Genomic DNA, 26,497 nt, shown 5'->3' with positions numbered 1-26,497 from the left:
GGACGGCGAGCACACTGGCTCACCGGAGAGGTCCGTCCTCGTGCGCACCATTCCCGAACCCCCCTCGCCGCGCTCGCCCTTCCCCCGGACCCGCAGCGCGGCCCGCCGCACCGTCCGCACGCTCGCCGCGCTGACCGCGACCGTCGCCGCGCTCGGCGCCACGGCCGTCCCCGCCGGGGCCGAGGACGGCAGCACCCGCATCAGCTACCGCGGCCACACCTTCACCGTCCCGGCCGACTGGCAGGTCGTGGACCTGGAGCAGGACCCGACCGCCTGCGTCCGCTTCGACCGGCACGCCGTCTACCTCGGCACCCCCGGCGAGCACCAGGACTGCCCGGCCCGCGTCCTCGGCCGCACCGAGGCGCTGCTCCTCCAGCCCGTGGAGAGCTCCGAGCGCTCCCTCACCGAGAACTCCACCTCCCGCACCTACCGCGCCACCGACGAGCGGATCGAGGTGACCGCCGCCTACGGGCAGGACCGCGCGGCGATCCGGCGCATCCTCGACGGCGCCGGGCTCTCCGCGGGCGCCGCCCGCGCGGAAGCCTCCGCCGCGGCCCCCGCCCCGCTGCCCGCCGACGCCACCTCCTACCGGGGCCGGGGCTTCGACGCCTGCACCGCGCCCAGCCAGTCCTCGATGGACGCCTGGATGGACGACTCGTCCTACAACGCCGTCGGCATCTACATCGGCGGCGTCAACCGCGGCTGCTCGCAGGCCCGGCTCACCGCCCAGTGGGTGCGCAACCAGTACGCCAACGGCTGGCGGTTCCTGCCGTTCTACGTCGGCCCCCAGCCGGCCTCAGGGAGCTGCGGCAGCGCCTGCACCGCCCTGACCAGCCCCACCGCGCAGGGCACCGCCGCCGCCGACGACGCGGTCCGCCAGGCCGCCGCGCTCGGCCTGGGCAAGGGCACGGTCCTCTACAACGACATCGAGGCATACCCCCGCTCCACCGCCGTCACCACCCAGGTCCTCACCTACCTCAAGGCCTGGACCGAACGGCTGCACACCCTCGGCTACCGCTCCGGCGCCTACGGCAGCACGGCCTCCCTCGTCACCGACCTGGTCGCGCACGCGAGCTCCACGACCCTGCCCGACGTGCTGCACTTCGCCCACTGGAACGACCAGGCCAACACCACCGACGCGGCCCTGCCCGCCCACCTGTGGGCCGCGCACCAGCGCGTCCACCAGTACGCCGGCAACCGCACCGAGACCCACGGCGGCGTCACCATCAACATCGACCGCAACCAGCTCGACGTCGGGCCGTTCGACGGGGCGCCGTAACAACCGTCGTTCCCAGTCGTTGCACGGGGCGTGCTCCCCGCCGACGCGGGGGTGGTCCGAAGCTCAAAACGCTGCTCCAGATCGGCGCAGTCCGCTCCCCGCCGTCGCGGGGGCCCAGGTTCTGCCCGGCTCCTGTCAGCCGGGCAGAACCGTCTCACGGACTGAGCGCGGACATGGTCGGCCCGGTCGACCACGTACTGTTTGACGGGTGACCGTGAACGCTGATTCCCGAAGCGTCGCCGCTCAGGCGACTTGGCGAGACCTGCCCGCGGCGCAGCAGCCCGAGTACCCCGACACCGAGGCTCTGCGCGCAGTGATCGCGGACCTCGAGTCGTATCCCCCGCTGGTCTTCGCGGGGGAGTGCGACCAGCTGCGCGCCCGGATGGCCGCCGTCGCCAAGGGCGAGGCCTTCCTCCTGCAAGGCGGCGACTGCGCGGAATCCTTCGACGCAGTGTCCGCCGACCACATCAGCGCCAAGCTCAAGACCCTCCTGCAGATGGGCGCCGTCCTCACGTACGCGGCCTCCGTGCCGGTCGTGAAGGTCGGCCGGATCGCCGGCCAGTACTCCAAGCCGCGCTCCAAGCCCACCGAGACCCGCGACGGCGTCACCCTGCCGACCTACCGCGGCGACTCCGTCAACGGCTTCGAGTTCACCGAGGCCGCCCGCGTGCCCGACCCCGAGCGGCTGAAGCGGATGTACCACGCCTCCGCCTCCACGCTGAACCTGGTGCGCGCCTTCACCACCGGCGGCTACGCCGACCTGCGCCAGGTGCACGCCTGGAACCAGGACTTCGTCCGCTCCTCGCCCTCCGGCCAGCGCTACGAGCAGCTCGCCCGGGAGATCGACAGCGCGCTGAACTTCATGCGGGCCTGCGGCACGGACCCGGAGGAGTTCAAGACCGTCGAGTTCTACTCCTCGCACGAGGCGCTGCTGCTCGACTACGAGTCGGCGCTCACCCGCGTCGACTCGCGCACGGGCCGGCTCTACGACGTCTCGGCGCACATGGTGTGGGTCGGCGAGCGCACCCGGCAGCTCGACCACGCGCACATCGAGTTCGCCTCGAGGATCCGCAACCCGATCGGCGTCAAGCTCGGCCCGTCCACGACGGCCGAGGAGGCGCTGCAGTACATCGAGCGGCTCGACCCCGACCGCGAGCCCGGCCGGCTCACGTTCATCGTCCGCATGGGCGCCGACAAGGTCCGCGACAAGCTGCCCGAGCTGGTGGAGAAGGTCACCGCCTCCGGCGCGACCGTCGCCTGGATCACCGACCCGATGCACGGCAACACCTACGAGGCGGCCTCCGGTCACAAGACCCGCCGCTTCGACGACGTGCTCGACGAGGTCAAGGGCTTCTTCGAGGTCCACAAGGCCCTCGGCACCCACCCGGGCGGCATCCACGTGGAGCTGACCGGCGACGACGTCACCGAGTGCGTGGGCGGCGGCGACGAGATCTTCGTCGACGACCTGCACCAGCGTTACGAGACGGCCTGCGACCCCCGGCTGAACCGCAGCCAGTCGCTGGACCTGGCGTTCCTGGTGGCGGAGATGTACCGGGACCAGTGAGCGTCATTCCGCTCAGGGGCATTCCGCTCATGGGCCGGTGAACGTCTTCGGCAGTGGTGGGGCGCGGATCACACGAGATCCGCGCCCCTTCCGCTTTCGTGTCTCCCGGCGTCGTGGTTAAGGTTAGGTTTGCCTCACCGAACGACGGGCCTCCCGGTACTCGGTACGGCACGACCCCTGACCCCGCCGGGAGGTGACCGCGTGTACGTCTGCAGCTGTTTCGGCGTGACCGAAGAGCAGATCAAGCAGCACGCGGAGAGCGGGGCATGCACCCCGCGCCAGATCGCCTCGCAGTGCAAGGCGGGAACGGACTGCGGAGGTTGCGTACGGCGTATCCAGGCGCTGCTGGGCCGGGGCGGCTGCCCTCGCCGCGAGCTCCTGGACCAGGGCCGCCCCGCCTTCGGCGCATCCGGGCCCGAGCGCGGGCCGGTCGCGGACGAGGCGCCCGCACGGCTGCCGGACGCCGCCTGAGCGCGGCGGGGGACCGCCGGGACGCCGCCCTCACCACCGGATTCAGTGCGGGCCGGGGCTGGAAGCGTCCGGCTGGGTCTGCTCGATGACCGTCGACAGGTAGAGCGATTCGCCGAGCTTCTCGATCAGGTCGAGCTGGGTGTCCAGGTAGTCGATGTGGTGCTCCTCGTCCGCGAGGATCGCCTCGAACACGTTGGCCGAGGTGACGTCCCCCTTGGCGCGCATCAGCTCGATGCCGCGGCGCAGCCGGTCGATCGCCTCGATCTCGATCTGCTTGTCGGCCTCGAACATCTCGGTCACGCTCTGCCCGACCCGGACGTGGAACAGCCGCTGGTAGTTGGGCAGGCCGTCCAGGAGCAGGATGCGGTCGGTGAGCAGCTCCGCGTGCCGCATCTCGTCGAAGGACTCCGAGCGCGTGTACCGCGCGAGCCTCGTCCATCCCTTGTGGTCCTGGAGCTTGGCGTGCAGGAAGTACTGGTTGATCGCGGTGAGCTCGGCCGTCAGCTGCTCGTTGAGGAATTCGATGACCTCGGGATCGCCCTGCATCGGCGGGCTCCTTCCGGGAGGTGGTGCGGGCAGGTTGCGCCGCATGATTGCACCGATCGCGTAGATCATCCAGTAAGTACGCACTTAGTGACTTCAGGCAGGTTTACCTGAGTTTCATGTGTCTATGTCCTGATTGGTGCTCCCGGTCATGGGCACTGTGCCCGGTCTGTCAGGATGGAGGCATGGGTCAGCCGGTGGAAAGGAACACGGGAGAAGCGGCACAGCAGCCCCCGCTCCCGCCGGGGCAGCGGCTCCAGCGCGGTTGGCCGGTGACCCATTACGGCCCGGTTCCCCGGTTCCGCCCCGAACGCTGGGACTTCCGCGTCTTCGGTGCCACCGCCGACGGGGACAAGCACTGCTGGAGCCACGAGGAGTTCACGGCCCTGCCGTACTCCACGGTCGTCGCCGATCTGCACTGCGTCACGAAGTTCAGCATGCTCGGTGCCGAGTGGGGCGGGATCCCGGCGCGCACGGTCCTGGAGAGCGCCCCGCCGGCGCCCGGGGTCACCCATGTGATGGTGTGGGCGGAGTACGGCTTCAGCTCGAACATGCGGCTGTCCGACTTCGTCTCCGAGCGCGCGCTCTTCGCCACGCACAAGGACGGTGAACTGCTCACCGCGGAGCACGGCTTCCCGCTGCGGCTCATCGTGCCGCACCTGTACGCGTGGAAGGGCCCCAAGTGGGTGCGCGGAGTGGAGTACATGACCGCCGACCGCCGCGGCTTCTGGGAGGAGCGCGGCTACCACAACGTCGGCGACCCCTGGAAGGAGCAGCGCTACTCCTACCAGGAGGAGCCGGGGGAGGGCCCGGAGCTCTGAGTTCGCCCCCGGGGTGCAGGGGCGGCCGGAACGAGGGTCAGAAGGCCGGGCGGATCGACCCGGCCGGTTCCCCGTGGCCGAGCACGGGCACGGTGGCGAGGGCGCTGAGCGTCTCCTGGCCGGGGTGCTCGGTGAAGCGGTCCCGGTCGTCGAGAACCGTGCGCTCGTCGACGTCATCGCGGTGATCCGCGGTCACACCGGCTTCGGCACCGCCGGGCAGCAGCCGCAGCCGGTGGGCGGGGAGCACGGGTCGGCGGTGGCCGCCGGACGGTGACCGGGATGTTCCTCTCGGCGCGCCCCCCGGGCACCGGGGCAGCTCAGGCGTCGCGGAGCTTCTTGAGCAGGGCGACGTCCGCCGCGTGGCCCTCCTTGCCGCCGGGCGTCTCGATGACCAGCGGGACGCCCTCGGTGGCGGGGTGCGTCATCAGCGCACGGAACGGGTCCTCGCCGATGTGCCCGGCCCCGATGCCGGCGTGCCGGTCCTTGTGGGCCCCGACGACGTCCTTGGAGTCGTTGGCGTGGATGAGCTTCAGCCGGCCCGGGCCGACGGCCTCCACGAGCAGGTCCAGCGTCTGGTGGGCGCCGTTGGGGCCGGTCAGGTCGTGTCCGGCGGCGAACACGTGGCAGGTGTCGAGGCAGACGCCCAGACGGGGATGGGCGTCCAGGGCCTCGAAGTAGGGGACGAAGTCCCAGGTGCGGGAGCAGAGCGAGGAGCCCTGTCCGGCGGTCGACTCCAGCAGCAGCCACGGATCGTCGTCGTGTTCCAGCTCGTCCAGGAGCGGCAGCAGGTGCGCGCGTACCTGCTTCAGGGCGACGGCGCGGTCGCGGCCACCGGTGGCGCTGCCGGTGTGCACGACGACACCGAGGGCGCCGATGGCGCGGGCGCGGCGCAGGGAGTGCCGCAGCGACTCCACCGACCGTTCCACGGTGGCCTCGGTGTGGGAGCCGAAGTTGATCAGGTAGGGGGCGTGGACGTACGCCCGGATGTTCCGCTCCTCGCACGCCTCGCGGAAGGCCGCGTCCTCGCGAGGGCTGCCGGGGGGCGTGGCCCAGCCGCGGGGGTTGGCGACGAACACCTGCACCACCTCCGCGTCGAGGTCGCGGGCGTAGGCGAGTCCGACGGTGTGCAGACCGCCGGCGACGGGGACGTGCGCGCCGACGGGATTGCGGGAGGGAGGAGATACGGCCACGCCCCAAGGGTCGCACGCGGTCCGCCCCGCCCCGGCCACGGGGAGGCGGCGGGGGCGGGGGCGGTGGGCGGCGCGGGCGGAACCCCGCCGGTCAGCCGATCTTCAGGGTGATCTTCGAACCGAAGGGCGCCCTGTCGCCGCCCTTCACCGACTGGCTCTTGACCTTGTCGCCGCCGAACAGGTCCAGGAAGCCGCGGTCCTCGTCCACCTCGAAGCCCGCCGCCTCCAGCGTCTTCCGCGCGTCCCCGGCCTTCTCCCCGACGACGTCCGGCACCTTCACCTGCTTGCGGCCCCTGGACACCGTCACGGTCACCGTGTCGCCCTCGGCGAGCCGCTCGCCCTCGCCGGGGGACACCGCGGCCACCTGCCCCTCGTCGAACTCGGAGGCCACGCGCCGCTCGGCGACCTTCACCTTCAGCCCGGCGTCCTCCAGCTCGTCCCGCGCGTCCTGGAGCGACGAGCCGGTCACGTCCGGCACCTCCACCGGACGTCCCCGGCTGACGGTGAGCGCGATCGCGGAGCCCCCGTGCCGCTCGGTCCCGGCCGCGGGGTCCGTGGTGACGACCTGCCCCTTGGGCACGTCCTCGTCGAAGTCACGCGTCACCATGCCCGCGGCGAGGCCCGCCTTCTTCAGGCGCGCCCGCGCGTCCGCCAGGGTGCGCCCCTTCAGGTCCGGCACCTTCACCGTCTCCGGGCCGTTGGACACGGTCAGCGAGACCGAGTCGTTGCTGCGGATCCGCTCCGCCGGGGCGGGATCACTGCTGATGACCCTGCCCTTGGCGACCGTGTCGCTGTACGCGTGGCGGACCGCGCCCACGTCGAGCCCGGCGTCGTCGAGCTGGTCCCTGGCCTGGGCCTCCGTCTTGGACAGCACCGGCGGCACCTTGGTGAACTGGCCGGAGTTGATGTACCAGACGCCCGTGCCGACGCCCAGTACCACCAGCAGGGCGGCCACGACCGCGAACAGCCCTCGGCGCGAACGCCGGTCCCCGCCGCGGGCCGGACCGGGCGGGATCGGGGGGCTCTCCAGCCGGCTGGTGCGGTTCTCCCCGCCGCCGAAGCCACCGCCGAAGCCGCCGCCGGGGCCGGCGGCGTCCTCGGGCTCGTTCACCGGCAGGGGCCGCACCGCGGTCAGCGCGCGCGGGATGACGCTCGTACGGTCCTCGGCGTTGTCGTGCCCGTCCCGGGTCGCGCCGAGCGCGCCCGGCGGCACCGCGTCGAGCTGCGCCTCGTCCAGTGCGGAGCGCGCCCGCAGCGTCTCGCCGAGCAGCGCGGCCGCGTCGGCCGGGCGCAGCCCGGGATTGCGGGCGGTGGCCGAGAGGACCAGCTCGTCCAGTTCGCGGGCCAGTCCGGGGACGGCGGCCGAGGGCGGCGGAACGTCCTCGTGGAGGTGCCGGTACAGCACCTGGGCGGGGGTCTCCCCGCGGTGCGGCTTGGCGCCGGTGAGCATCTCGTGCAGCAGCACCCCGCAGGCGTACACGTCGACCCGGGGGTCGGCCGTGCCGTGCTCGATCTGCTCGGGGGCGAGGTAGGAGACCGTGCCGAGGACGGCGCCGGTGGTGTTCGTGACCGTGTCCACGGCCCTGACCAGACCGAAGTCGGCCACCTTGACCCGGCCGTCGTCCCCTATGAGGACGTTCTCCGGTTTCATGTCCCGGTGCACGAACCCGGCGCGGTGCGCGGCGCCGAGCGCGGCCAGCACCGGCTCCAGGATGTCCAGCGCGGCCCGCGGCTGCAGTGCCCCGCGCTCGCGCAGCACGTCCCGCAGCGTGCAGCCGGCGATGTACTCCATCGCCAGGTACACGTACGACTCGTCGGTGCCCTGGTCGAAGACCTGCACCACGTTCGGGTGGGCCAGGCGGGCCACGGACTTCGCCTCGCGGATGAACCGCTCCACGAAGGACCCGTCGGCGGCGAGCGCGGGGTGCATCACCTTGAGCGCGAGCACCCGGTCCAGACGGGTGTCCAGGGCCCGGTAGACCGTGGCCATCCCGCCGGCGGCGATCCGCGCGTCCACGCGATAGCGGCCGTCGAGCACCTGTCCGACGAGCGGGTCCTGAAGGGTCGTATCCACGGGCCGCAGTCTACGAGCCCGCACCGACAGTCCCCCCGGGCCGGGGGAACCCGGAACGGGACTGCAGCGGAGCTGTGACGTGCACGGTCAGAACGCGGGCCGCTCCGGGTCGAGCACCGCGAGCCCCTCGGCGGGGGAGGAGGCCTCGGCGAAGAACCGGCGGGGGATGCGCCCCGCCCGCGCGGCCAGCCGCCCCGCCTCCACGGCACGGCGCATCGCCTCGGCCATCAGCACCGGCTCCTGGGCCCGGGTGACGGCCGAGGCCAGCATCACGCCCGCGCACCCCAGCTCCATCGCCAGCGCGACGTCGGACGCCGTCCCGGCCCCCGCGTCGAGGATGACGGGCACCCCGGCCCGCTCCACGATGAGCCGGAAATTGTGCGGATTGCGGATCCCGAGCCCGGAACCGATCGGGGAGCCGAGCGGCATGATCGCCGCGCAGCCCACGTCCTCCAGCTTCCTGGCGAGCACCGGGTCGTCGTTGGTGTAGGGCAGCACGGTGAACCCCTCGTCGACGAGGATCTCCGCCGCGTCGAGCAGCTCGACCGGGTCCGGCAGGAGGGTGCGCTCGTCCGCGACGACCTCCAGCTTCACCAGGTCGGTGCCCAGCGCCTCCCGGGCGAGCCGGGCGGTGAGCACGGCCTCCCCGGCGGTGAAGCAGCCCGCCGTGTTCGGCAGCACCCGGATGCCGAGCCGGTCCAGGACCGACAGCACCGAACCCCGTACGGAGGGGTCCACGCGCCGCATCGCCACCGTCGTCAGCTCGGTGCCCGAGGCCGCCAGGGCGCGCTCCATGACGTCGAGGCTGGGCGCCCCGCCGGTGCCCATGATCAGACGGGACGACAGCGTCGTGCCGCCGAGGACGAAGGGATCGTCGGCCATGGTCAGCCTCCTTGGACGGCGGTGAGGACCTCGACGCGGTCGCCCTCGGACAGCGGCGTGGACGGCCACTGCGCACGCGGGACGACGGTCTCGTTGAGGGCGGCGGCCACCCCGGAGGGGGCGGTGGTCAGGGTGCGTACGAGGGCGTCGAGGAAGGTCCCGGCGGCCACCTCGCGCGACTCGCCGTTGACGGACACGGACACGGTCGTCCCGTTCATGCCGGCTGCTCCGAGAGTGCGTGGGCGCCGAAGCGCCGTGGACGGAAGGGGAGGGCCTCGGGCGGCAGCTCCCCGGTGGTCAGCACGTTCGCCATGGCGTCGCCGGTGACCGGGGTGAGCAGGACGCCGTTGCGGTAGTGGCCGGTGGCGAGCAGCAGTCCAGGCAGGCCGGTGGGGCCGAGCAGCGGGGCGTTGTCGGGGGAGCCGGGCCGCAGCCCGGCGAGGGTCTCGGTGAGCGGCAGCTCGGTGATGCCGGGCACCAGTTCGTGGGCGTCGCGCAGCAGTTCGTACACCCCGCCCGCGGTCACCGTGGTGTCCCAGCCCAGCTCCTCGCTGGTCGCGCCGAGGACCAGCTCGCCGTTCTCGCGCGGCACCAGGTAGACGTGGCTGCCGCGGACCACGGCCCGCACCGTGCGGCTCAGGAAGGGCGCGTACCGCCGTGGCACGGTCAGCCGCACCACCTGCCCCTTCACCGGCCGCACGGGCGGCAGGACGTCCTCGGGCACCCCCGCGAGCCGCCCCGAGGCGCTGCCCGCGGCCAGCACGACCTGCCCGGCGGTGAGGGCGGTGCCCCCGCCGGTGAGCACGCCCGTGGCCCGGTCCCCGGCCAGGGTGAGCCGCTCGGCCCACGCCCGGTGGAAGACCACCCCGGCCCGCTCGCAGGCCACGAGGAGGGCCGCGGCGAGCCGGCGCGGGTCGATCTGGTGGTCGCCGTCCACCCGCAGCCCGCCGCGCACGCCCGGCGCGAGCAGCGGTTCCAGGCGGCGGCACTCCCGCCCGCTGAGCCACTGCGAGGACAGCCCCGAACGCTGCTGCAGGGCGTGCAGTTCGCGCAGGTGGGCCCGGTCGTCGGTGTCGAGCGCGACGGCGAGCGTGCCGCACCGGCGGTAGCCGAGGTCGTGGCCGGTGGCCTCGGTCAGCTCGGCGGCGAAGTCCGGATAGCGGCGGGCGGACTCCAGGTTGAGCGCGAGCAGGGTCTGTTCGCCGTGGTGCAGTTCGGTGACGGCGGCCAGCATCCCGGCCGCCACCCGGGCGGCCCCGCCGCCGGGTTCGGGATCCACCACGGTGACGGACAGTCCGCGCCCGGCGGCCCGCCAGGCGGTGACCAGTCCGATGAGCCCGCCGCCGACGACCAGGACGTCGGGGCTCCCCCCGCTCCCGCCCGAAGATCTCTGCGATGCACGCGACATGGGCGTCCAGCTCCTCCCTTCGCCGGCATGACCCGGATCAGGTTCGTACGGTCGGAGGCCGCAGCCTCCCTCTCAGCCCGGTACGCCCGGGCTCCCGCGGGTGCTTTACGGTGGCCACCCTAGCCCTTCGTGCCCCGACCCCCACAGGGAGCCCCGCGCCATGACGCCCTCGCTGGACGGACTCGTCCTCGCCCCGGTCGCCGACCAGGCACCGGGTCAGGTGGGCACCCGCACCCGCTTCTCGTACCACGAGAAGGACGGTGAGATCTGGGCCGAGTACGCGGGCGGCGACGTGGTCCGCGGCCACCTCGTGGGCACCCGCGCGGGCGACCTGCTCGACTTCCGTTACGTGCAGCTCAGGACCGACGGCACCACCTCCTCGGGACACTGCGTCTCCCGCGTCCTCCTCCTGCCCGACGGGCGCGTGCGGCTGGAGGAGACGTGGCGGTGGGAATCGCGCGAGGGCAGCGGGACGAGCGTCGTGGAACAGCTCCCCGGCTGAGCCGGGCGTCAGGTCCCGGGGACCGGGCAGGACATCCGAGACGGGCATCCCAGACGGGCATCCGTGGTCGACACCGAGGTGGGCGAGTGGGCGAGCAGGCGAGGGAACCGGCCGGGCGGCGGGTCGTGATCGTGGGCGCGGGCATGGCGGGCGTACAGACGGCGGTCGCCCTGCGCGAACAGGGGTTCACCGGACCCGTCACGCTGATCGGCGCGGAACCCCACCAGCCCTACGACCGGCCCCCGTTGTCCAAGGCCGTCCTGCTCGGCAAGGCCGAGGGCTCCGCCTTCGACATCGACTTCGAGGCGCTCGGCATCGGACTCCGGCTCGGCCGCGAGGTCCTCGGGGTGCGCCCCGGCGAGCACCTGCTCGACACCGCCGAGGGACCCGAGCCCTACGACGTCCTCGTCCTCGCCACCGGCGCCGAACCGGTCACGCTGCCGGGCACCGAGGGCGTGCCCGGGGTGCACCTGCTGCGCACCCTGGACGACGCCGAACGGCTGCGCCCGGTCCTCGCCGAGGGGCAGGATCTCGTGGTCGTCGGGGCCGGCTGGATCGGCGCCGAGTTCGCCACGGCCGCCCGCGAGGCCGGGTGTGCGGTGACCGTCGTGGAGGCCGCGGGACGCCCGCTCGCCGGGACGCTCCCGGCCGAGGTCGCCGTGCCGATGGCCGACTGGTACGCCGAGAGCGGCGCCGTCCTGCGCACCCACGCCCGCGTGGCCCGCGTCGAGCCCGGGGCGGTCGTCCTCGAGGACGGGGCGCGGCTGCCGGCCGGGGCGGTCGTCGTCGGCATCGGCGCCCGGCCCGCCACCGGCTGGCTCGCCGGGTCCGGGATCGCGCTCGGCGCCCACGGCGAGGTGCTCGCCGACGACCGCCTGCGCTCCTCCGCGCCCGATGTGTACGCGGTCGGCGACTGCGCATCCTTCCCCTCGGCGCGCTACGGGGAACGGCTGCTCGTGCACCACTGGGACAACGCGCTGCAGGGGCCGCGCACGGTGGCCGCGCACATCGCGGGGGAGGAGGCCGATCCCTACGACCCGGTGCCGTACTTCTGGTCGGAGCAGTTCGGGCGGTTCGTGCAGTACGCGGGGCACCACGCGGAGGCCGACACACTGGTGTGGCGGGGGGACCCGGCGCAGGCGGCCTGGTCGGTCTGCTGGCTCCAGGACGGGCGGCTGGTGGCGCTGCTCGCGGTCGGCCGCCCCCGGGACCTCGCGCAGGGCCGCCGGCTGATCGAGGCGGGCGCGCGCATGGACCCCGCGCTCCTGCCCGACCCGGCGCGCCCTCTGAAGAAGGCGGTGGCGTGAGGGGCGATTCCGAGCCCTCCGCACCGCCACGCGGCCGACCCCCGGCCGCCCCGGCCACCCGCGCCCACCGGGGGACCCGCCCCCCGGCCGACCTGCGGCGCGTCCCACGACTGGCCGGTCCCACTTCCGACTGTCGGTCGGCAATGGCACGCTTGGTCCCGTGACCGAGATTGACGCAAAGATCGATGCTCTCGTCCCTGCCTGGCTCACCCTCCCCGACATCGCCGAACGGCTCGGCGTGGAGGTGACCCGCGTGCGCCAGCTGGTCAAGGAGGGCCAGCTCATCGCCGTACGCCGGGGTGAGAACCGCGCACTGCACGTCCCCGCCGCCTTCATCGACGGGGACAAGGTCGTCAAGGGCCTGTCCGGCACCCTGACGCTCCTGCGGGACGACGGCTACAGGGACGAGGAAATGCTGGAGTGGCTCTTCACGGCGGACCCGAGCCTGCCCGGCACCCCCGCGCAGGCACTCGCCGAGAACCGCGGCACGGAGGTGAAGCGCCGGGCCCAGGCGCTCGCCGTCTGACCCCGGGGACGTAACCTCCGGCGTACGGGCCGCCCTTCGCGGGGCGGCCCGTACGCCGCCGACCGCGCCGCCTTGCGAAGGGCGGCCCGGAGAACACCGAGAACCACCGGGGGAGCCCCACCGTGCCCGACACCGCCCGCGCCCGTCTCGACGAGGCCCTGCTCTACCTGTGCACGGACGCCCGCACGCGGCAGGGGGACCTCCCCGAGTTCCTCGACGCGGTGCTCGCCGCCGGCGTCGACATCGTGCAGCTCCGCGACAAGGGCATCGAGGCGGCCGAGGAACTGGCGCACCTGGAGGTCTTCGCCGAGGCCTGCGCCCGCCACGGACGGCTGCTCGCGGTGAACGACCGGGCGGACGTCGCCCACGCCGCCGGCGCCGACGTGCTGCACCTGGGCCAGGGCGACCTGCCGGTGCCGGCCGCCCGCGCGATCCTCGGCGAGGGCGTCCTCGTCGGCCGCTCCACGCACTCCCCGGCGGAGGCCGGGGCCGCCGCCGTCCAGGACGGCGTGGACTACTTCTGCACCGGCCCCTGCTGGCCCACCCCCACCAAGCCCGGCCGTCCGGCCCCGGGACTCGACCTCGTCCGGCACACGGCCGCCCTCGGCACCGAGCGGCCCTGGTTCGCGATCGGCGGCATCGACCTCGGCAACCTCGACGAGGTGATCGAGGCGGGCGCCCGCCGGGTCGTCGTCGTCCGCGCCCTCACCGAGGCGGAGGACCCCGGCGCGGCCGCGGCCGAGTTCGCGCGCCGGCTGCGTGCGGCCCGGTGACGACGGGACCGTGACGGCGGCTCCGTGGGCGGCGGGCAGCGGTCCGGTTGTCCGAGGGGTGGACAACAGGGTCGTAAACGCCCCGACAAAAGCGACAAATGGCCACCGTGCGGTTGGGGGACCGCGCGCCCCTGGCTAACCTGCCCGTATGGCCCTCGGAACCGCATCCACCAGGACTGACCGCGCCCGCACCGTGCGTGACATGCTCGCCGCCGGCAAGACGGTCTCCTCCTTCGAGTTCTGGGCGCCCAAGACGGAGAAGGGCGAGCGCAACCTCTGGAACGCGCTGCGCCGGGTCGAGGCGGTCGCCCCCGACTTCGTCTCCGTCACCTACGGCGCCGGCGGTTCCACCCGCTCGGGGACGGTGCGGGCCACCGAGCGGATCGTCGCCGACACCACGCTCACCCCGGTCGCCCACCTCACCGCGGTCAACCACTCCGTGGCCGAGCTGCGCAACATCATCGGCCAGTACGCCGACGCCGGGATCCGCAACATGCTCGCCGTGCGCGGCGACCCGCCCGGCGACCCGATGGCCGAGTGGGTGGCACACCCGGAGGGGCTCACCTACGCCGCCGAACTGGTCCACCTCATCAAGGAGTCGGGCGACTTCTGCGTCGGCGTCGCCGCCTTCCCCGAGATGCACCCGCGCTCCACCGACTGGGACACCGACGTGGCCCACTTCGTCGACAAGTGCCGGGCCGGCGCCGACTACGCGATCACGCAGATGTTCTTCGAGCCGGAGGCGTACCTGCGGCTGCGCGACCGCGTCGCCGCCGCGCACTGCGAGACCCCGGTCATCCCGGAGGTCATGCCGGTGACGAGTGTGAAAATGCTGGAGCGATTGCCACAGCTCAGCAACGCGGTGTTCCCAGGGGAGTTGAAAGACCGCATCCTCGCGGCACAGGGCGATCCGGCCGCTGTACGCTCCATTGGCATCGAGTTCGCCACGGAGTTCTGCGCGAGGCTGCTTGCCGAGGGTGTCCCCGGACTGCACTTCATCACGCTGAACAACTCCACCGCGACTCTGGAAATCCACGAGAACCTGGGCCTGCACCACACTCGGCAGGCCTAGACCGGTCGCATCGTCGTACGACACACTGCGGAGCGACCACAGGGAGAGGGGCGTACATGGGCTGGACGGTCCTCTACATCGCGTTCGGAATCGTCGCGCTGTGGCTGCTCGGCGAGGTGCTGCTGCAGTACAAGGCGCGCCTGCGCTGGCGGCTGCTCGCCTTCGGCGGCTTCCTCCTCGTCGTCCTCGGGGTGCTGGTGCCCTCCGTGCTCGTGATCGCACTGGGCGCCGCGGCCTTCGCCGTGGGCCAGACGTACGTCACGCTGTCCTTCCGCCGCGGCTTCGCGGCGGGCTGGGCCGTCGGGCACCCCAAGCGGGAGCCGGGCGGCAGCAAGCGGCGCCGTGGGGAGAAGCCGCCGCCCGGGCCGGACCCCTCCGGGTTCGAGCCGGAGTCCGACGACGACGCCACCGGCACCGGAACGTATCGGCAGGCCGAGTCCTTCGAGGACGACCGCGACGACGTCTTCACGCCCGCCCGGCCCCTCGGCGCGGAGAACGCCGCCGAGGCGACCGCGGTGTACGAGCCGCAGCCGCTGCCCGACGAGACGGGTACCTACGGCGTCTACACCGACGCCGCCTACGCCGCCTCGAACGCGGCCGCCGCCCAGCAGCAGGGCTACGGCTACGAGGGCTACTCCTACGAGCAGCAGGGCTACGGCTACGACACCGGGCAGCAGAGTTACGCGGCCTACTCCGACCCGTACATCGGCGCCTCGTCCGCGTACCCGGAGGGCGGCGCCTACGACGCCGGCGCCGGATACGGGGACCAGCAGTACGGCGGGCAGGGCTACGGCCAGGAGCAGGGCCAGTACGCCGGGGGCGACCAGGGCGGCTACGGGGAGACCCCGCCCGGAGGCGTCTGGGTGCCCCAGCAGCGCGACACCGAGGAGGGCTACGGCGGCGAGCTGCCCCCCGAGCAGTCCTACCCGTACCAGAACAACACCAACGGCCAGGGGTACGGGGACCAGTACCGCTACTGAGGCGGCGGGCGGTACCGGCCGAGAGGGCGGTACCGGCAGGCCGTCACGGGGACCGCGCCCGCGAGGGGAGCGGTCCCCCTTTTCCGGCCGGGGAGCCTACTGGGAGCCCCGGAAGTGGGGCCCCTCCACGATCAGCCCGGCGACCAGCGCCCCGGACATCCCCGCGTGCGGCAGCCCGCCGCCCGGCTGCGCCCAGCCGCCCACCGCGAACAGCCCGGGCCGTCCCGTCGTGTTGCCGGGGCGCAGGAAGCGGCCGTCGCCGGCCGCGAGGGCGGGCCACGGCACCGCCCCGCTCCCCACCCCCGTCTCCGCCGCCGTGTCGGCCGGCGTGCGCACCTCCCGCCACAGCACCCGCTCCCGCAGCCCGGGCACGGCGGCCTCCGCCGCCGCCAGCACGCGGTCCGCGAGGCGCTCCCGGCCCTCCTCCGAGGTCCACCCGTGGCCGTCGCCCACCGGCACGGCCGCGGACACCACGACCGACTCGTGCCCCCCGTCCGGCCGCAACGCGGCGTCGTCGGGCCGCAGCACCGTCACCGTGGGCCGCACCGCAGCGGAGGGCGTGCGCCCGGCGAGGAGGTCGAGTTCGGCCGGGCGGTCCGGAGAGTGCACCACCGTGCGGTGCGCCGCGTCCGCCTCCCTCGCGCCGCGCAGCGCGAGGAGCACCGTGAACCGTCCGGCCCCCGCCGCCCCGGCGGCCGCGGCATCGGCCCCCACCTCGCCCTCCGCCCACGGCGGACGCCCGGCCAGCCCGGCCAGCCGCACCGGATCGACCCCGGCCACCACGTGCTCCGCCTCGGCCACCGTGCCGTCGGCCGTCTCCACGCCCGCCGCCCGGCCGTCCTTCTCCACCACCGCCGTGACCTCCGCGCCGAAGACGAACTCCACCCGGCGGGCCAGACACCGCTCGTACACCGCGCGGGCCAGCTCCCGCAGCCCGCCGCGCACGTACCACAGCCCGAAGGCGTGCTCCATGTACGGCAGTACCGCCGCGCTCGCCGGAGTCGTGCGGGGGTCGAGGCCCCAGGCCAGGGCGTGGCTCTCCAGCAGCGCGGCCAGCCGGGGGTCGGCCAGCTCCAGCGCACCGACCTCGGCGAGCGTCGAGGCCGTGCGGGTGCGCAGCCGGCGGCGGCGCGGCACTGCCGGGTACGGCTCCCGCTCGGCCAGCACCCGCCAGTCGGCCCACAGCGGCTCCTCGAGGAGCGGGCGCCGGGTACGGTCCCAGGCCTCCCGCGCGCGCACCAGGAAGTCGCCCCACCGCGTCCCCGCCCCGCCGCCGAGCGCCGCGTCCAGCGCCGCCACGACGCCCGCCCGCGAGGCGTTGGGCAGCGAGACCCGCGTGCCGTCCGCGAACACGTGCCGGGCGGCCGGATCGACCTGCGTCAGCTCGACGCACTCCTCCAGCGGCTCCTTGCCGGTCTTGACGAACAGATCCCGCCAGACCGCCGGCAACGGCAGCAGCCCCGGCCCGGTGTCGAAGGAGAAACCCTCGCGCGTGAAGCGGCGCACCCCGCCGCCGTACGTGTCCGTGCGCTCGTACACCGTCACCCGGTGGCCCGCGACGGCCAGCCGTGCGGCCGCCGCCATCGCGCCCATCCCGGCGCCGATCACCGCAATACGTGCCATGTCAGGGACTGTATCGGCCGCCCTCGGCGATCCTTCCCGGGGGCCACCGGCCCTGGGTGCGGGTACGGAGACCTGAGTAGCCGTACCCAGACACGCGGATGAGTACCCGCGCGGATGGGCCGCGAGGCGCGCGGACGGCAGAGTGGAGGCACGGAAGAGGGGCACGGCTCCGGCACCGCCGACACGGGGCGGCGGAACGGAGCCAGGCCCCGGCCGCTCCTTCCGCCGACCCGTCGGCGGGAGCGAGGCACGGGGGATCCCGGGGGAGCCTCAGCAGCAAGGGGGAGTTCGGGGATCACGGGGGTGAGGAAGCCGCCGGTCCGGACCGGCCCGCGGGGGACGCGGCCGGCCCGGGCCGGCGGCTTCGCGCGCCGCGCGTCAGCCGCGGCCGCCGACCCGGCCCTGCAGCAGCCGTGACAGTGCCGCGTGGACGTCGTCCAGCGAGCGCTCCGGCTGGAAGGACTGCCAGTCGAGCGCCGCCACCAGCACCATGCCGACCAGGGCGGCGGCCGTCAGCGACACGTCGATCTCGCCGCTCAGTTCCCCCCGCGCCACCCCGGCCCGCAGCACGTCCTCGATGACCGCGACGACCTGCCGGCGCACCACCATCAGCGTCGGCTGCCAGGCCCTGTTGGTGCGCCACAGCTCAGCCACGTAGAGCTGGGTGAAGGCCGGATAGCGGGCGATGAACTCCAGGCCCGCGCGGACCATCGCGTCCAGGGCGTCCACCGTGCGGCCGCCCTCGCGCCCGGTGCGCTCGGCCGCCTCCTGGAGGGAGGCGGTCAGCAGTCCCACGCCGTGCCGCAACAGCTCCTCGAAGAGCACCGACTTGCTCGCGAAGTTGTAGTACACCGTGCCCTTGGCCACCCCGGCCCGCTCGGCGATCTCGTCCACCGTGGTGGCGGAGAACCCCTGCTCGGCGATGAGGGTGACGGCCGCCTCGTAGAGCTTCTGGCGGGTGGCCTCGCGACGGCTCGTGACGCCCGGCGTGGCGCTGCTGGTTTCGACCATGCCCCCGATTCTCACAGCAAGCCCCGACCGAACATCCTTCCGAACGTGTGAGCGAGGAAAAAGCGCAGGTCGGAACGGATTGTCAGTGCCATACCTCACTATGAGGGCATACGGCCACAGTGCCGTGAAGAAGACGACAGGAGGTTCGTCATGGCCCACCACGACGCGGGCACCGCCCGCCGGCGCCGCGCGACCGGCCCTGCCCCCTCACTGACCGGACCGGCGAGCGACGTGCACCCCGTGCTCCGCCGGACCACGGCCCCGCCCGCCGCGCTCGACCTGCTCGCCCAGGCCCGTGCCGGTCTCGAGGAGGCGGCCGTTCTGGAAACGCCCAACGAGCGGTACGCCACCGCCCACCTTGCCGCCCTGCGCACCGCCGCCGCGGTGCTCGCCGCCCGCGGCCGCCCCGAGCAGACGCCGAGGCGCCGCGCCCGGATCCGCAGCGCCTGGGAGGTGCTGCCCGAGATAGCGCCCGAACTCGACGAGTGGAGCGCCCTGTTCGCTTCCGGGGCGGACCGGCGCGCGCGGGCCGAGGCCGGCATCCGAGGCGCGGCCGGCCACCGTGACGCGGACGACCTGATACGCGACGTCGCGATGTTCCTCCGCCTCGTCGAGCGGATGCTGGTGCTGCAGCCGGTGCTGCCCGCCCCCCGGACCGACCCGGGCCGGCCGGGCCGCGGGGACCGGGAGGTGCCCCACGCGGGGTGAGGGTCCCGCGCGTGCGCCCCTGCCCGGCTCCGGGACGCGCGGCGCCCACCGGGCGGACGGGGCTCTTCGGACATGGCCGGAGGCAATAGGGTGGAAGGCGCCTGAAGCCCTCCACCCCCGGTGACGGCCGGTGAGCCCGGCGACACGCCGACCGGAGGGCAGCCCAACCCGCTCCGCCGTACCCCCGGCGGCGCCGCGCCGAGGAGTCAACTGCCGTGTCGGACCCGATGCGCCCCCGCGCCTCCCTCCGTACCGCCGTGGTCTGGGAGGTCCTCAAGGACGCCCTCGACCGCCGGGTCAAGGCCACGGGGCGGGACGTGCTGGACGTGCTCGACACCGGGGGCGGCAGCGGCAACTTCGCCGTGCCCGCCGCCCGGCTGGGCCACCGCGTCACCGTCGTCGACCCCAGCCCCAACGCGCTGTTCGCCCTGGAGCGCCGGGCCGCCGAGGCGGGCGTCGCCGACCGGGTGCGGGGCGTGCAGGGCGACGCCCACGGCCTGTTCGACGTGGTCGACCGCGCCGGTTACGACGCCGTGCTGTGCCACGGCGTCCTGGAGTACGTGGACGACCCCGGAGAGGCCGTCCGCAACGCGGTGGCCGCGCTGCGCCCCGGCGGGGTGCTCAGCCTGCTCGCCGCCGGCCTCGGCGGCGCCGTGCTCGCGCGCGCCCTCGCCGGGCATTTCAAGGAGGCCCGCCGGGCCCTCGACGACCCGAACGGCCGATGGGGGGAGGCCGACCCCGTCCCGCACCGCTTCACCGCCGAACAGCTCGCCGCGCTGGCCGGGGACGCGGGGCTGAGCGTGGCCGCGGTGCACGGCGTGCGCGTCTTCGCCGACCTCGTCCCCGGGGTGCTGGTGGACACCGAACCGGGCGCCCTGGAGGCCCTGCTCGCGCTGGAGGCGGCGGCGGCAGAGCACACCGCCTTCCACGCCGTGGCCACCCAGCTCCACGTTCTGGGTGTTCTGGGTGTTCCCGATGTTCCCGAGGAGTCGCGAGGGACGGACGGGGCCTGAGCGCACCCCCGTGCCGCCGCGCTGATCAGGGACGCGACGGCGGATGGAGTACGCCACAGGCCCCCCGAACGGGTGCCCGGCGCCGTATGATCGAAGGAGACCGCCCGGCATGACGGAGCGGCCGCTGGGGAATGGAAGCCTCAGTGAGCCGGACGGCCATGGCGGATTCCGGTCGGTCGATTGGCGCAGAGGGGCGGGTTTCACGGGGGCGATTCCCTGCCTATCCTGAAGGGGACCCCCGGTCGCCCCCGGCGACTGCACGATGAGGAGGACTCCGTGCCGCTCTCGGAGCACGAGCAGCGAATGCTCGAGCAGATGGAGCGAGCGCTGTACGCCGAAGATCCCAAGTTCGCGACAGCGCTTGAGGGAAGCGCGCTGCGTACGTACACCCGGCGACGGGTCTACCAGGCGGTGGCGGGCTTCCTCGTAGGTATCGCGCTCCTCATGGCCGGAATGGTCGCACAGCAGATCTGGGTCAGCGTGGTCGGTTTCCTGGTCATGCTGGGCTGTGCGGTGCTCGCTGTGACGGGCTGGCGAAAGGCTCCCAAGCCGGGCGAACAGGCGGCCGGACCGCCGGCGGCCCGGCAGAGCCGACAGCGACGCTCCATGATGGACCGCATCGAACAGCGCTGGCAGCGCCGTAGGGACGAACAGGGCCAGTAGCTTCCGGCAGGTTTTCGCGCGGTTCCTCGCGCCCCCGTGGAGGGGGTGCGGGGAACCGCGCTTTTTTCGTCGTTCCCCCGGCCGGCCGGGCGGGGTCCTCGGCTGGGGTGCGGTCCATCGGGGGGCGGGGGCGGCCCGCCGGACCGCCCCCGCCGGTTACCTCAGCCCTGTGCCCGCCGGGGCATCGAGGGCATGCGGGCCCGCAGCGCGGCCCGCAGGGCCGCCCACCGCTGCGACACCGCCCATGTCAGCCGCCGCGCCGACGGGGGAGCGACCGCCGCCCGCAGGCGGGCGCTTCCGCCCGCCTGTGCCCGCAGGGCCCCCACGACGAGGCGCGCGTCCCGCGCCACCCCCGAGGCCGGCCGGGGCCGCGGCGCGTACAGCACCGCCTCCACCGCCGAGGCCAGCCGGTGCGTCGCCTCCGCCGCCCCGCCCCCGAGACCGCCCAGGCGCACGATCCGCTCCGCCGCCCTGCGCGGGGTCAGCGAGTCGTCCGGCGCGATGCCCAGGTCCCAGGCCGAGTCCGTGACCTCCTGCCACACCGCCAGGACGTGCCGGGCCGACTCGTGCTCGCCGCGCCCGTGGCCGCCGAGCCGCACCGCCCGCCGTCTCAGCCGCCACAGCATCGGCAGCAGCGGCACGAGCAGGACCAGCAGGACCAGGGCGGCGAGGCCGAGGATCTGCCACCACGGCGGCCCGCCCTCGCCCGCGGCGGTGCCCGCCAGGGCCGACTCCGTCGGGCAGGCCTGCAGCCGCTTCTGCTCCACCGAGCAGCTCTCGTCCGCCGAGGGCTCGGCCGAGGCGGACGCGGAGGCCGACTCCGTGACCTCCGGGGCCTCGGACTCCTCACCCGCCGGCGTCCGGGTCTGCGTGTACTCCGGCGTCGTCCCCCGGTTCGGGGTCGGCTCGAAACGGGTCCAGCCCACGCCCTCGAAGTACAGTTCCGGCCACGCGTGCGCGTCCCGCAGTCCCACCGACATCGACCCGTCGGCCTGTGCCGTCCCCGGGGTGAAGCCGACCGCGACCCGCGCCGGAATGCCCAGCGTCCGCGCCATCGAGGCCATCGCGAAGGAGAAGTGGACGCAGAAACCGCGCTTGTCCCGCAGGAAGCGGGCGATCGCCCCGGAGCCGGTGCCGACCTCCACCTGAGTGTCGTAGGTGAAGCCGCCGTCGAGGGCGAACCAGTCCTGCAGCTTCACCGCCTGCTGGTAGTGGTTGTCCGCCCCCCGGGTCACCTCGCGGGCCTTCTCGGCCACCACCTCCGGCAGCGCCCCCGGAACCTTGGTGAACTCCCGTGCCAGCTCCGCCGGCGGCTCGGGCGCCGTGGCCAGTTGCCGCGCGGTCGGCTGCACGATCAGGCTCCGCACCGTGTACTGCGCGCCCCGGGTGGTCTGCCCGTGGTCGCCGACGAGCGTGCGGCCCACCGGCTCGAACCGCCACTTGCCGCTCACGTCGACACCGCTCGCCGGATACGGCATCGGCAGCCAGTCCTGGGCGTAGGAGTCCGCGGCCGCTATCCGCGTACGGATCTCGCCGCGTCGGACGTCGGGGCTCAGCCCCACGGGGTTCGGGAAGGTGCCGGGCACGTCCTCGATGTGCCGCTGGGCCGGCCGCCAGGTGGTGCCGTCGAAGTCGTCCAGCGCCACGATCCGCAGGTACATGTCCTGCGTGTCCTCGGTGGTGGTGCGGTACGACATCACCTGGCGGTCGTCCTCGGTGTTCAGGCTGTTGCGCAGGGACACCAGCGGGTTGACCGCCGAGATCGTGCCGCCGCCCGTCCCCGTGCCGGAGCCCGCACCGGCGGCGTCCAGCAGCCCGCCGTCCAGCGCGGGCAGCCCGAGCGGCACGACGAGGGCGACGCCGAGCGCGAGCAGTCCGATGCGCCGGCCGGTGCGCACGGGGGCCACCGTGCCGCCGCCCGCCGCGCGGGCGCCGCCGCCGGAACCCCCGAAGACCCGCCCCCACTGCGAGAGCCGGTCGCGGCCCTCCGCGAGCAGCAGCATCAGATAGCCGGCCGAGGCCAGCAGGAACCACAGCCAGGCGGCACCGCCGTCGGCCAGGCCCGCGGCCACCGAGTACAGGGCCAGCAGCGGCAGTCCGGCCGGGGCCGCGCTGCGGAAGGTGACCGCCAGGGTGTCCACCGCGAGGCCGATCAGCGCCACGCCGCCGACCAGCATCAGCCGGATGCCGGGGGTGAGCGGCGCCGGGATCGCGTACTGGGCGACCTGGTCCGAACCGCTGTCCAGCAGTTCGGCGAAGTACCGGAAGGCCTGAGGGCCGGGCACGACCCCGGCGACCGCGTACTCCCGGGCGCAGAACAGCGTCAGCAGCAGCAGCGTGACCAGGGCCTGGCAGGCCAGGGTGAGGGTCCTGGCGAGCGGCACCCGCCGGGTCAGCGCGCCCACCCCGGTCTGCGCGAGCACCACGAGGACGGCCTGGAAGAACCACGTCGCCGGGGACACCAGCGGCAGCAGCGCGCAGGCGGCCAGCAGGGTCGCCGCCGCCGCGCACAGCGCGAGCCGCGCCCTTCCGCTCATGACCGTCCTCCCGCGAAGCCGCCGCTCAGCGCGCCCGGCCCGGTCCGCTGCCGGTCGGCCTCGCGCCACACCGCGTCCAGGGCGGCGCCGCGCGGCACCGGTATCGCCGTCCAGCCCGATTCGCGCAGCAGCCGCAGCGCCCGGGTGCCGTCGCCCCGACCGGCGGCGGGCACGTCGCTCGTCTCGTGCAGCCAGCCCGCGGGGTCGAGCACGAAGGCGACGGCGCCGCCGCGCCGGCTCATCCTCGCGGCCATCGCCGCCTGCTCCTCGTCGAGGTCGCCGAAGAACGCCACCAGCAACCCCTCGTTCCCGCCCCGCAGTACGTCGTGCGCGCCCGACAGACCGGTGCCGTCGGAGTGGTCGATGACCGCGAGGGTGTCCATCATCAGCCCGGCCGCGTCCGCGGACTCCTGGCTCGCGCCCGCGAACCCGTCGGAACCCTCGCCGGGCACCGAGCTGCCCGTGTCGGTCAGCAGCCGCACCGAGTAGCCCCGCTCCAGCATGTGCACCAGGACGGAGGCCGCGCCCGCCACCGCCCACTCGAAGGCCGAGTCGGGACCGGCGCCCTCGTAGGCGCCGCCCCGGGTGTCGAGGAGCACCGTGCAGCGGGCGCGCTGCGGCTGCTCCTCGCGGCGCACCATCAGCTCGCCGTACCGTGCCGTCGAACGCCAGTGCACCCGGCGCAGGTCGTCGCCGTGCCGGTAGCCGCGGGGGATGACGTCGTCGTCGCCGGCCAGGGCCAGTGAGCGCTGCCGCCCGTCGCCGTACCCGGTGGCCTCGCCGCCCAGGCGCACCGGCGGCAGCGGCTCCACGCGGGGGATGACGGTCAGGGTGTCGAAGGTAGAGAAGGACCGGGTCAGTTCGCACATGCCGAACGGGTCGGTGAGCCGGAGCTGGAGCGGGCCCAGCGGATAGCGGCCGCGCAGATCGGAGCGGACCCGGTAGGACACCTCGCGCCGGCCGCCCGCCTCCACCCGGTCCAGCACGAACCGGGGCCGGGGGCCGAGCACGTAGGGCACCCGGTCCTGGAGCATCAGCATGCCCGTGGGCAGCCGCGAGACGTTGTCCATCCGCAGGTGCACCCGGGCCTCGCTGCCCGCGGGCACGCGCCCGGGGGAGAGCCGGCGGCTGCCCGCGACCCGGTAGCGGGTGCGGTACAGCACGGTGGCGCAGATCAGCGGCAGTACGGCGAGCAGCAGCCCGACCCGGAGCAGGTCGCCCTGGCCGAGGACGTAGGCGCAGACGGCGGCCGCGAGCCCCGCGGCCAGGAAGGACCGCCCGCGGGTGGTGAGTCCGGCGAGCGCCGTGCGCGGCCCGCCCCGCTCCTCCGCGGTCGCCGGCCCCGGCGCTCCCGGCGGCATCACAGCCTCCGCGGCTGCTGCTGGCCGTACGCGGGTGCCCCGCGGCCCATGCCGAGGTCAGGGGTCTGCGGGGGCGTGGCGGCGGGCACGGCGGTGGTCCCCAGGATGTCCTCGACGACCTGCTCCGCGGTGCGGCGGTTGAGCTGGGCCTGGGCGGTGGGCAGCAGCCGGTGGGCGAGGACGGCGACGGCGAGCGCCTGCACGTCGTCGGGGAGCGCGTACTCCCGGCCGCCCAGGGCGGCGGACGCCTTCGCCGCGCGCAGCAGGTGCAGCGTGGCGCGCGGCGAGGCGCCGAGTCTGAGGTCGGGATGGGTGCGGGTGGCCGCGACCAGGTCCACCGCGTAGCGCCGTACCGGCTCGGCCACGTGCACCGCCCGGACGGCCTCGATCAGCTTGCCGATCTCGTGCGCGTGCGCCACCGGCTGGAGGTCCTCCAGCGGGGAGACGCCGCCGTGCACGTCCAGCATGCGCAGCTCGGCCTCGGGGCTCGGATAACCCACCGAGACCCGGGCCATGAAGCGGTCGCGCTGCGCCTCCGGCAGGGGGTAGGTGCCCTCCATCTCGACCGGGTTCTGCGTGGCCACCACCATGAAGGGGTGGGGGAGTTCGTAGGTGTGGCCGTCGATGGTGACCTGGCGCTCCTCCATCGACTCCAGCAGCGCGGACTGCGTCTTGGGCGAGGCGCGGTTGATCTCGTCGCCGATCACGATCTGCGCGAAGACCGCGCCCGGCTTGAACTCGAAGTCCCGGCGCTGCTGGTCCCAGATGGACACGCCCGTGATGTCCGAGGGCAGCAGGTCGGGCGTGAACTGGATGCGCCGCACCGAACAGTCGATGGACCGCGCCAGCGCCTTGGCGAGCATCGTCTTGCCCACTCCGGGCACGTCCTCGATGAGGAGGTGCCCCTCGGCGAGCAACACGGTCAGCGAAAGCCGTACGACCTCGGGCTTGCCCTCGATCACCCCTTCCACCGCGCTGCGGACGCGCTCCACGGTGGCGGTCAGATCAGTGAGGCTCGCTCGATCGTCATAGGTCGTCACCCGGCCCTCCTCGGCCCGTACTTTCCATGGGCCGGCGCGTTCTGACGCGGACCGGCCCACCCCGATGCATGGATGCCGCGCGGAGGGAACCGCGGGGCATCACACCCGCATTCTTGTTGCCGTTACCGGTTCGTGTCACTCGCCTGTGGACAACTGACAGCGTTTTGTCAGGCTTACGCCTCTTTGCCCGCCGGGTGGATCTCGCGCAGCCGCCCGGTCCTCACGTCGAAGACGAAACCGCGCACGTCGTCGGCGTGGAGCAGGAAGGGCGAGGTGCGCACCCGCTGGATCGACTGCCGCACGTCCTGGTCGACGTCGCGGAACGCCTCGACGGCCCAGGAGGGGCGCTGGCCGACCTCCATCTCCAGGTCGTGCCGGAAGTCCTCGGTGACCGTCTCCATGCCGCAGCCGGTGTGGTGGATGAGCACCACGCTGCGGGTGCCGAGCGCCCGCTGGCTGATGGTCAGGGACCGGATCACGTCGTCCGTGACCACGCCGCCCGCGTTGCGGATGGTGTGGCAGTCGCCGAGCCGCAGGCCCAGTGCCTTGTGCAGGTCCAGACGGGCGTCCATGCACGCCACCACGGCCACCTGCCGCACCGGCCGGGCATCCATGCCGGGGTCGGTGAAGGCCTCGGCGTACCGCGCGTTGGCCTCGACGAGGCGGTCGATCACGGCGTCGTCGCCGCCGACGGCGATGTCCTGCGGCCCGGTGGAAGAGGATGCGGAAGTCGTCATACTCATGACGTTACTGGTCGAGGGCGGTCCCGTCCTGCTGTGCGAAACGGACAAAGAGTGCCATCGCGACGTCCTGTGAGCTACCCCACACGAACGGTGAAGCCCACGCCGGACGGGTGATTCCGGCCCCGGAAGGGTTCCCGCGCGGTCCCGGCGCGACGCGCAGGCCGGTTGATTGACGGCAAGACACCGTGGACTAAAGTGACGCGAAGCGGCAGGCGAGACCTCCTCGCCGCTCCCTCATCATTCACCACGGAAGGTTCCGGCCCGTCCGGAACCTCCCCGCGTGCGCGGCGCGTACGTTACGGCCCGGCCTCCTCCCGCCCCGGTCGGCTGACGCTTCCGGCGCCGGCCGGTCCCCCCTTCCCCGGCGGGCCAGCGGGGCCCCGGCGGTGCGGGCGCGGCGCGCCCG

26 protein-coding genes and 1 riboswitch are annotated in these 26,497 nt (G+C 74.0%); of the genes, 13 read left to right on the top strand and 13 right to left on the bottom strand.

The features are described 5' to 3' along the window. Window positions 1-40: 40 nt before the first annotated feature. The 3 genes from OHB09_RS08430 to OHB09_RS08420 all read left to right on the top strand — a co-directional run bounded on the left by OHB09_RS08430 (window position 41) and on the right by OHB09_RS08420 (window position 3,314). A complete protein-coding gene (locus tag OHB09_RS08430; RefSeq protein ID WP_328921791.1) occupies window positions 41-1,279 on the top strand; it encodes a glycoside hydrolase domain-containing protein in 1,239 nt (412 codons plus the stop codon). Between the two features lie 208 nt (window positions 1,280-1,487). Next, on the top strand, window positions 1,488-2,843 hold the full coding sequence (locus tag OHB09_RS08425; RefSeq protein ID WP_191852883.1) for a class II 3-deoxy-7-phosphoheptulonate synthase: 1,356 nt from the start codon (window positions 1,488-1,490) through the stop codon (window positions 2,841-2,843). A 201-nt stretch (window positions 2,844-3,044) separates the two neighbouring features. Continuing rightward, entirely contained in the window at window positions 3,045-3,314 is a 270-nt protein-coding gene (locus tag OHB09_RS08420) for a (2Fe-2S)-binding protein (RefSeq protein WP_006143614.1), read from the top strand. Window positions 3,315-3,356: 42 nt separating this feature from the next. Here the strand turns inward: OHB09_RS08420 and bfr are convergent, their stop codons facing one another. Beyond that, complete coding sequence (bfr, locus tag OHB09_RS08415) at window positions 3,357-3,860, bottom strand: bacterioferritin (RefSeq protein ID WP_006143613.1); 504 nt, start codon at window positions 3,858-3,860, stop codon at window positions 3,357-3,359. A gap of 182 nt (window positions 3,861-4,042) precedes the next feature. On the opposite strand from bfr, the gene OHB09_RS08410 reads away from it, so the two are divergent. Beyond that, window positions 4,043-4,678, top strand: coding sequence for a sulfite oxidase-like oxidoreductase (locus tag OHB09_RS08410; protein ID WP_006143612.1), 636 nt, complete (start codon window positions 4,043-4,045; stop codon window positions 4,676-4,678). Between the two features lie 37 nt (window positions 4,679-4,715). Here the strand turns inward: OHB09_RS08410 and OHB09_RS08405 are convergent, their stop codons facing one another. The 6 genes from OHB09_RS08405 to thiO all read right to left on the bottom strand — a co-directional run bounded on the left by OHB09_RS08405 (window position 4,716) and on the right by thiO (window position 10,232). Beyond that, window positions 4,716-4,925 (bottom strand): hypothetical protein, encoded by a 210-nt coding sequence (locus OHB09_RS08405; RefSeq protein WP_328921790.1) that lies wholly within the window; start codon window positions 4,923-4,925, stop codon window positions 4,716-4,718. Between the two features lie 70 nt (window positions 4,926-4,995). After that, window positions 4,996-5,868 carry a deoxyribonuclease IV gene (locus OHB09_RS08400; RefSeq protein WP_006143611.1) on the bottom strand — a complete coding sequence of 291 codons (873 nt, stop codon included), beginning with the start codon at window positions 5,866-5,868 and terminating at the stop codon, window positions 4,996-4,998. A 91-nt stretch (window positions 5,869-5,959) separates the two neighbouring features. After that, window positions 5,960-7,942 (bottom strand): Stk1 family PASTA domain-containing Ser/Thr kinase, encoded by a 1,983-nt coding sequence (gene pknB / locus OHB09_RS08395; protein ID WP_328921789.1) that lies wholly within the window; start codon window positions 7,940-7,942, stop codon window positions 5,960-5,962. Window positions 7,943-8,029: 87 nt separating this feature from the next. After that, on the bottom strand, window positions 8,030-8,824 hold the full coding sequence (locus OHB09_RS08390) for a thiazole synthase (RefSeq protein ID WP_191852879.1): 795 nt from the start codon (window positions 8,822-8,824) through the stop codon (window positions 8,030-8,032). A 2-nt stretch (window positions 8,825-8,826) separates the two neighbouring features. Beyond that, window positions 8,827-9,042: a sulfur carrier protein ThiS gene (gene thiS, locus OHB09_RS08385; protein WP_006143608.1), complete on the bottom strand. Its 216-nt coding sequence runs from the start codon at window positions 9,040-9,042 to the stop codon at window positions 8,827-8,829. Then, window positions 9,039-10,232 carry a glycine oxidase ThiO gene (gene thiO / locus OHB09_RS08380; RefSeq protein WP_191890249.1) on the bottom strand — a complete coding sequence of 398 codons (1,194 nt, stop codon included), beginning with the start codon at window positions 10,230-10,232 and terminating at the stop codon, window positions 9,039-9,041. The genes thiS and thiO overlap by 4 nt, the downstream gene beginning before the upstream one ends. Then, a riboswitch (TPP riboswitch) is annotated at window positions 10,230-10,340 on the bottom strand. (Overlaps the previous gene by 3 nt.) A gap of 52 nt (window positions 10,341-10,392) precedes the next feature. Here thiO and OHB09_RS08375 point away from each other — a divergent pair. The 6 genes from OHB09_RS08375 (at window position 10,393) to OHB09_RS08350 (ending at window position 15,392) form a co-directional block, all read left to right on the top strand. Further along, window positions 10,393-10,734 carry a hypothetical protein gene (locus OHB09_RS08375; RefSeq protein ID WP_191852878.1) on the top strand — a complete coding sequence of 114 codons (342 nt, stop codon included), beginning with the start codon at window positions 10,393-10,395 and terminating at the stop codon, window positions 10,732-10,734. A gap of 143 nt (window positions 10,735-10,877) precedes the next feature. After that, window positions 10,878-12,041, top strand: coding sequence for an NAD(P)/FAD-dependent oxidoreductase (locus tag OHB09_RS08370; RefSeq protein ID WP_206315336.1), 1,164 nt, complete (start codon window positions 10,878-10,880; stop codon window positions 12,039-12,041). Between the two features lie 160 nt (window positions 12,042-12,201). After that, on the top strand, window positions 12,202-12,567 hold the full coding sequence (locus OHB09_RS08365; protein WP_006143604.1) for an Rv2175c family DNA-binding protein: 366 nt from the start codon (window positions 12,202-12,204) through the stop codon (window positions 12,565-12,567). Between the two features lie 122 nt (window positions 12,568-12,689). After that, complete coding sequence (gene thiE / locus OHB09_RS08360) at window positions 12,690-13,340, top strand: thiamine phosphate synthase (RefSeq protein WP_006143603.1); 651 nt, start codon at window positions 12,690-12,692, stop codon at window positions 13,338-13,340. A gap of 148 nt (window positions 13,341-13,488) precedes the next feature. Continuing rightward, a complete protein-coding gene (gene metF / locus OHB09_RS08355) occupies window positions 13,489-14,412 on the top strand; it encodes a methylenetetrahydrofolate reductase [NAD(P)H] (protein WP_050811335.1) in 924 nt (307 codons plus the stop codon). A gap of 56 nt (window positions 14,413-14,468) precedes the next feature. Further along, on the top strand, window positions 14,469-15,392 hold the full coding sequence (locus OHB09_RS08350) for an SCO2102 family sporulation regulator (RefSeq protein ID WP_328921788.1): 924 nt from the start codon (window positions 14,469-14,471) through the stop codon (window positions 15,390-15,392). Between the two features lie 96 nt (window positions 15,393-15,488). On the opposite strand, the gene OHB09_RS08345 is transcribed toward OHB09_RS08350, so the two are convergent. After that, window positions 15,489-17,015 carry a phytoene desaturase family protein gene (locus OHB09_RS08345; protein WP_191852876.1) on the bottom strand — a complete coding sequence of 509 codons (1,527 nt, stop codon included), beginning with the start codon at window positions 17,013-17,015 and terminating at the stop codon, window positions 15,489-15,491. A 378-nt stretch (window positions 17,016-17,393) separates the two neighbouring features. Further along, window positions 17,394-18,026, bottom strand: a complete 633-nt coding sequence (locus OHB09_RS08340; protein ID WP_006143599.1) for a TetR/AcrR family transcriptional regulator — start codon at window positions 18,024-18,026, stop codon at window positions 17,394-17,396. Between the two features lie 150 nt (window positions 18,027-18,176). Between OHB09_RS08340 and OHB09_RS08335 the strand changes: the two genes are divergently transcribed. The 3 genes from OHB09_RS08335 (at window position 18,177) to OHB09_RS08325 (ending at window position 20,410) form a co-directional block, all read left to right on the top strand. Further along, window positions 18,177-18,734 carry an SAV_6107 family HEPN domain-containing protein gene (locus OHB09_RS08335; protein ID WP_191852875.1) on the top strand — a complete coding sequence of 186 codons (558 nt, stop codon included), beginning with the start codon at window positions 18,177-18,179 and terminating at the stop codon, window positions 18,732-18,734. 215 nt (window positions 18,735-18,949) lie between these two features. Further along, complete coding sequence (locus OHB09_RS08330) at window positions 18,950-19,747, top strand: methyltransferase (protein ID WP_167793375.1); 798 nt, start codon at window positions 18,950-18,952, stop codon at window positions 19,745-19,747. A gap of 276 nt (window positions 19,748-20,023) precedes the next feature. Next, a complete protein-coding gene (locus OHB09_RS08325) occupies window positions 20,024-20,410 on the top strand; it encodes a DUF3040 domain-containing protein (RefSeq protein ID WP_006143596.1) in 387 nt (128 codons plus the stop codon). 161 nt (window positions 20,411-20,571) lie between these two features. On the opposite strand, the gene OHB09_RS08320 is transcribed toward OHB09_RS08325, so the two are convergent. From OHB09_RS08320 to OHB09_RS08305, 4 genes are all read right to left on the bottom strand, one after another. Then, window positions 20,572-22,947 carry a transglutaminase TgpA family protein gene (locus OHB09_RS08320; protein ID WP_328921787.1) on the bottom strand — a complete coding sequence of 792 codons (2,376 nt, stop codon included), beginning with the start codon at window positions 22,945-22,947 and terminating at the stop codon, window positions 20,572-20,574. Beyond that, on the bottom strand, window positions 22,944-24,308 hold the full coding sequence (locus OHB09_RS08315) for a DUF58 domain-containing protein (protein ID WP_167793373.1): 1,365 nt from the start codon (window positions 24,306-24,308) through the stop codon (window positions 22,944-22,946). Before OHB09_RS08315 ends, OHB09_RS08320 begins: the two co-directional genes overlap by 4 nt. Continuing rightward, window positions 24,308-25,348, bottom strand: a complete 1,041-nt coding sequence (locus OHB09_RS08310; protein WP_006143593.1) for an AAA family ATPase — start codon at window positions 25,346-25,348, stop codon at window positions 24,308-24,310. Before OHB09_RS08310 ends, OHB09_RS08315 begins: the two co-directional genes overlap by 1 nt. A gap of 173 nt (window positions 25,349-25,521) precedes the next feature. Next, a complete protein-coding gene (locus OHB09_RS08305; protein WP_191852871.1) occupies window positions 25,522-26,085 on the bottom strand; it encodes a beta-class carbonic anhydrase in 564 nt (187 codons plus the stop codon). Between the last annotated feature and the right edge of the window lie 412 nt (window positions 26,086-26,497).

Source organism: Streptomyces griseoaurantiacus (assembly GCF_036189845.1).
GTDB classification, from domain to species: domain Bacteria; phylum Actinomycetota; class Actinomycetes; order Streptomycetales; family Streptomycetaceae; genus Streptomyces; species Streptomyces griseoaurantiacus.
The sequence above is the reverse complement of the archived record's forward strand: the minus strand, read 5'-3'. Positions and strand labels throughout refer to the sequence as shown.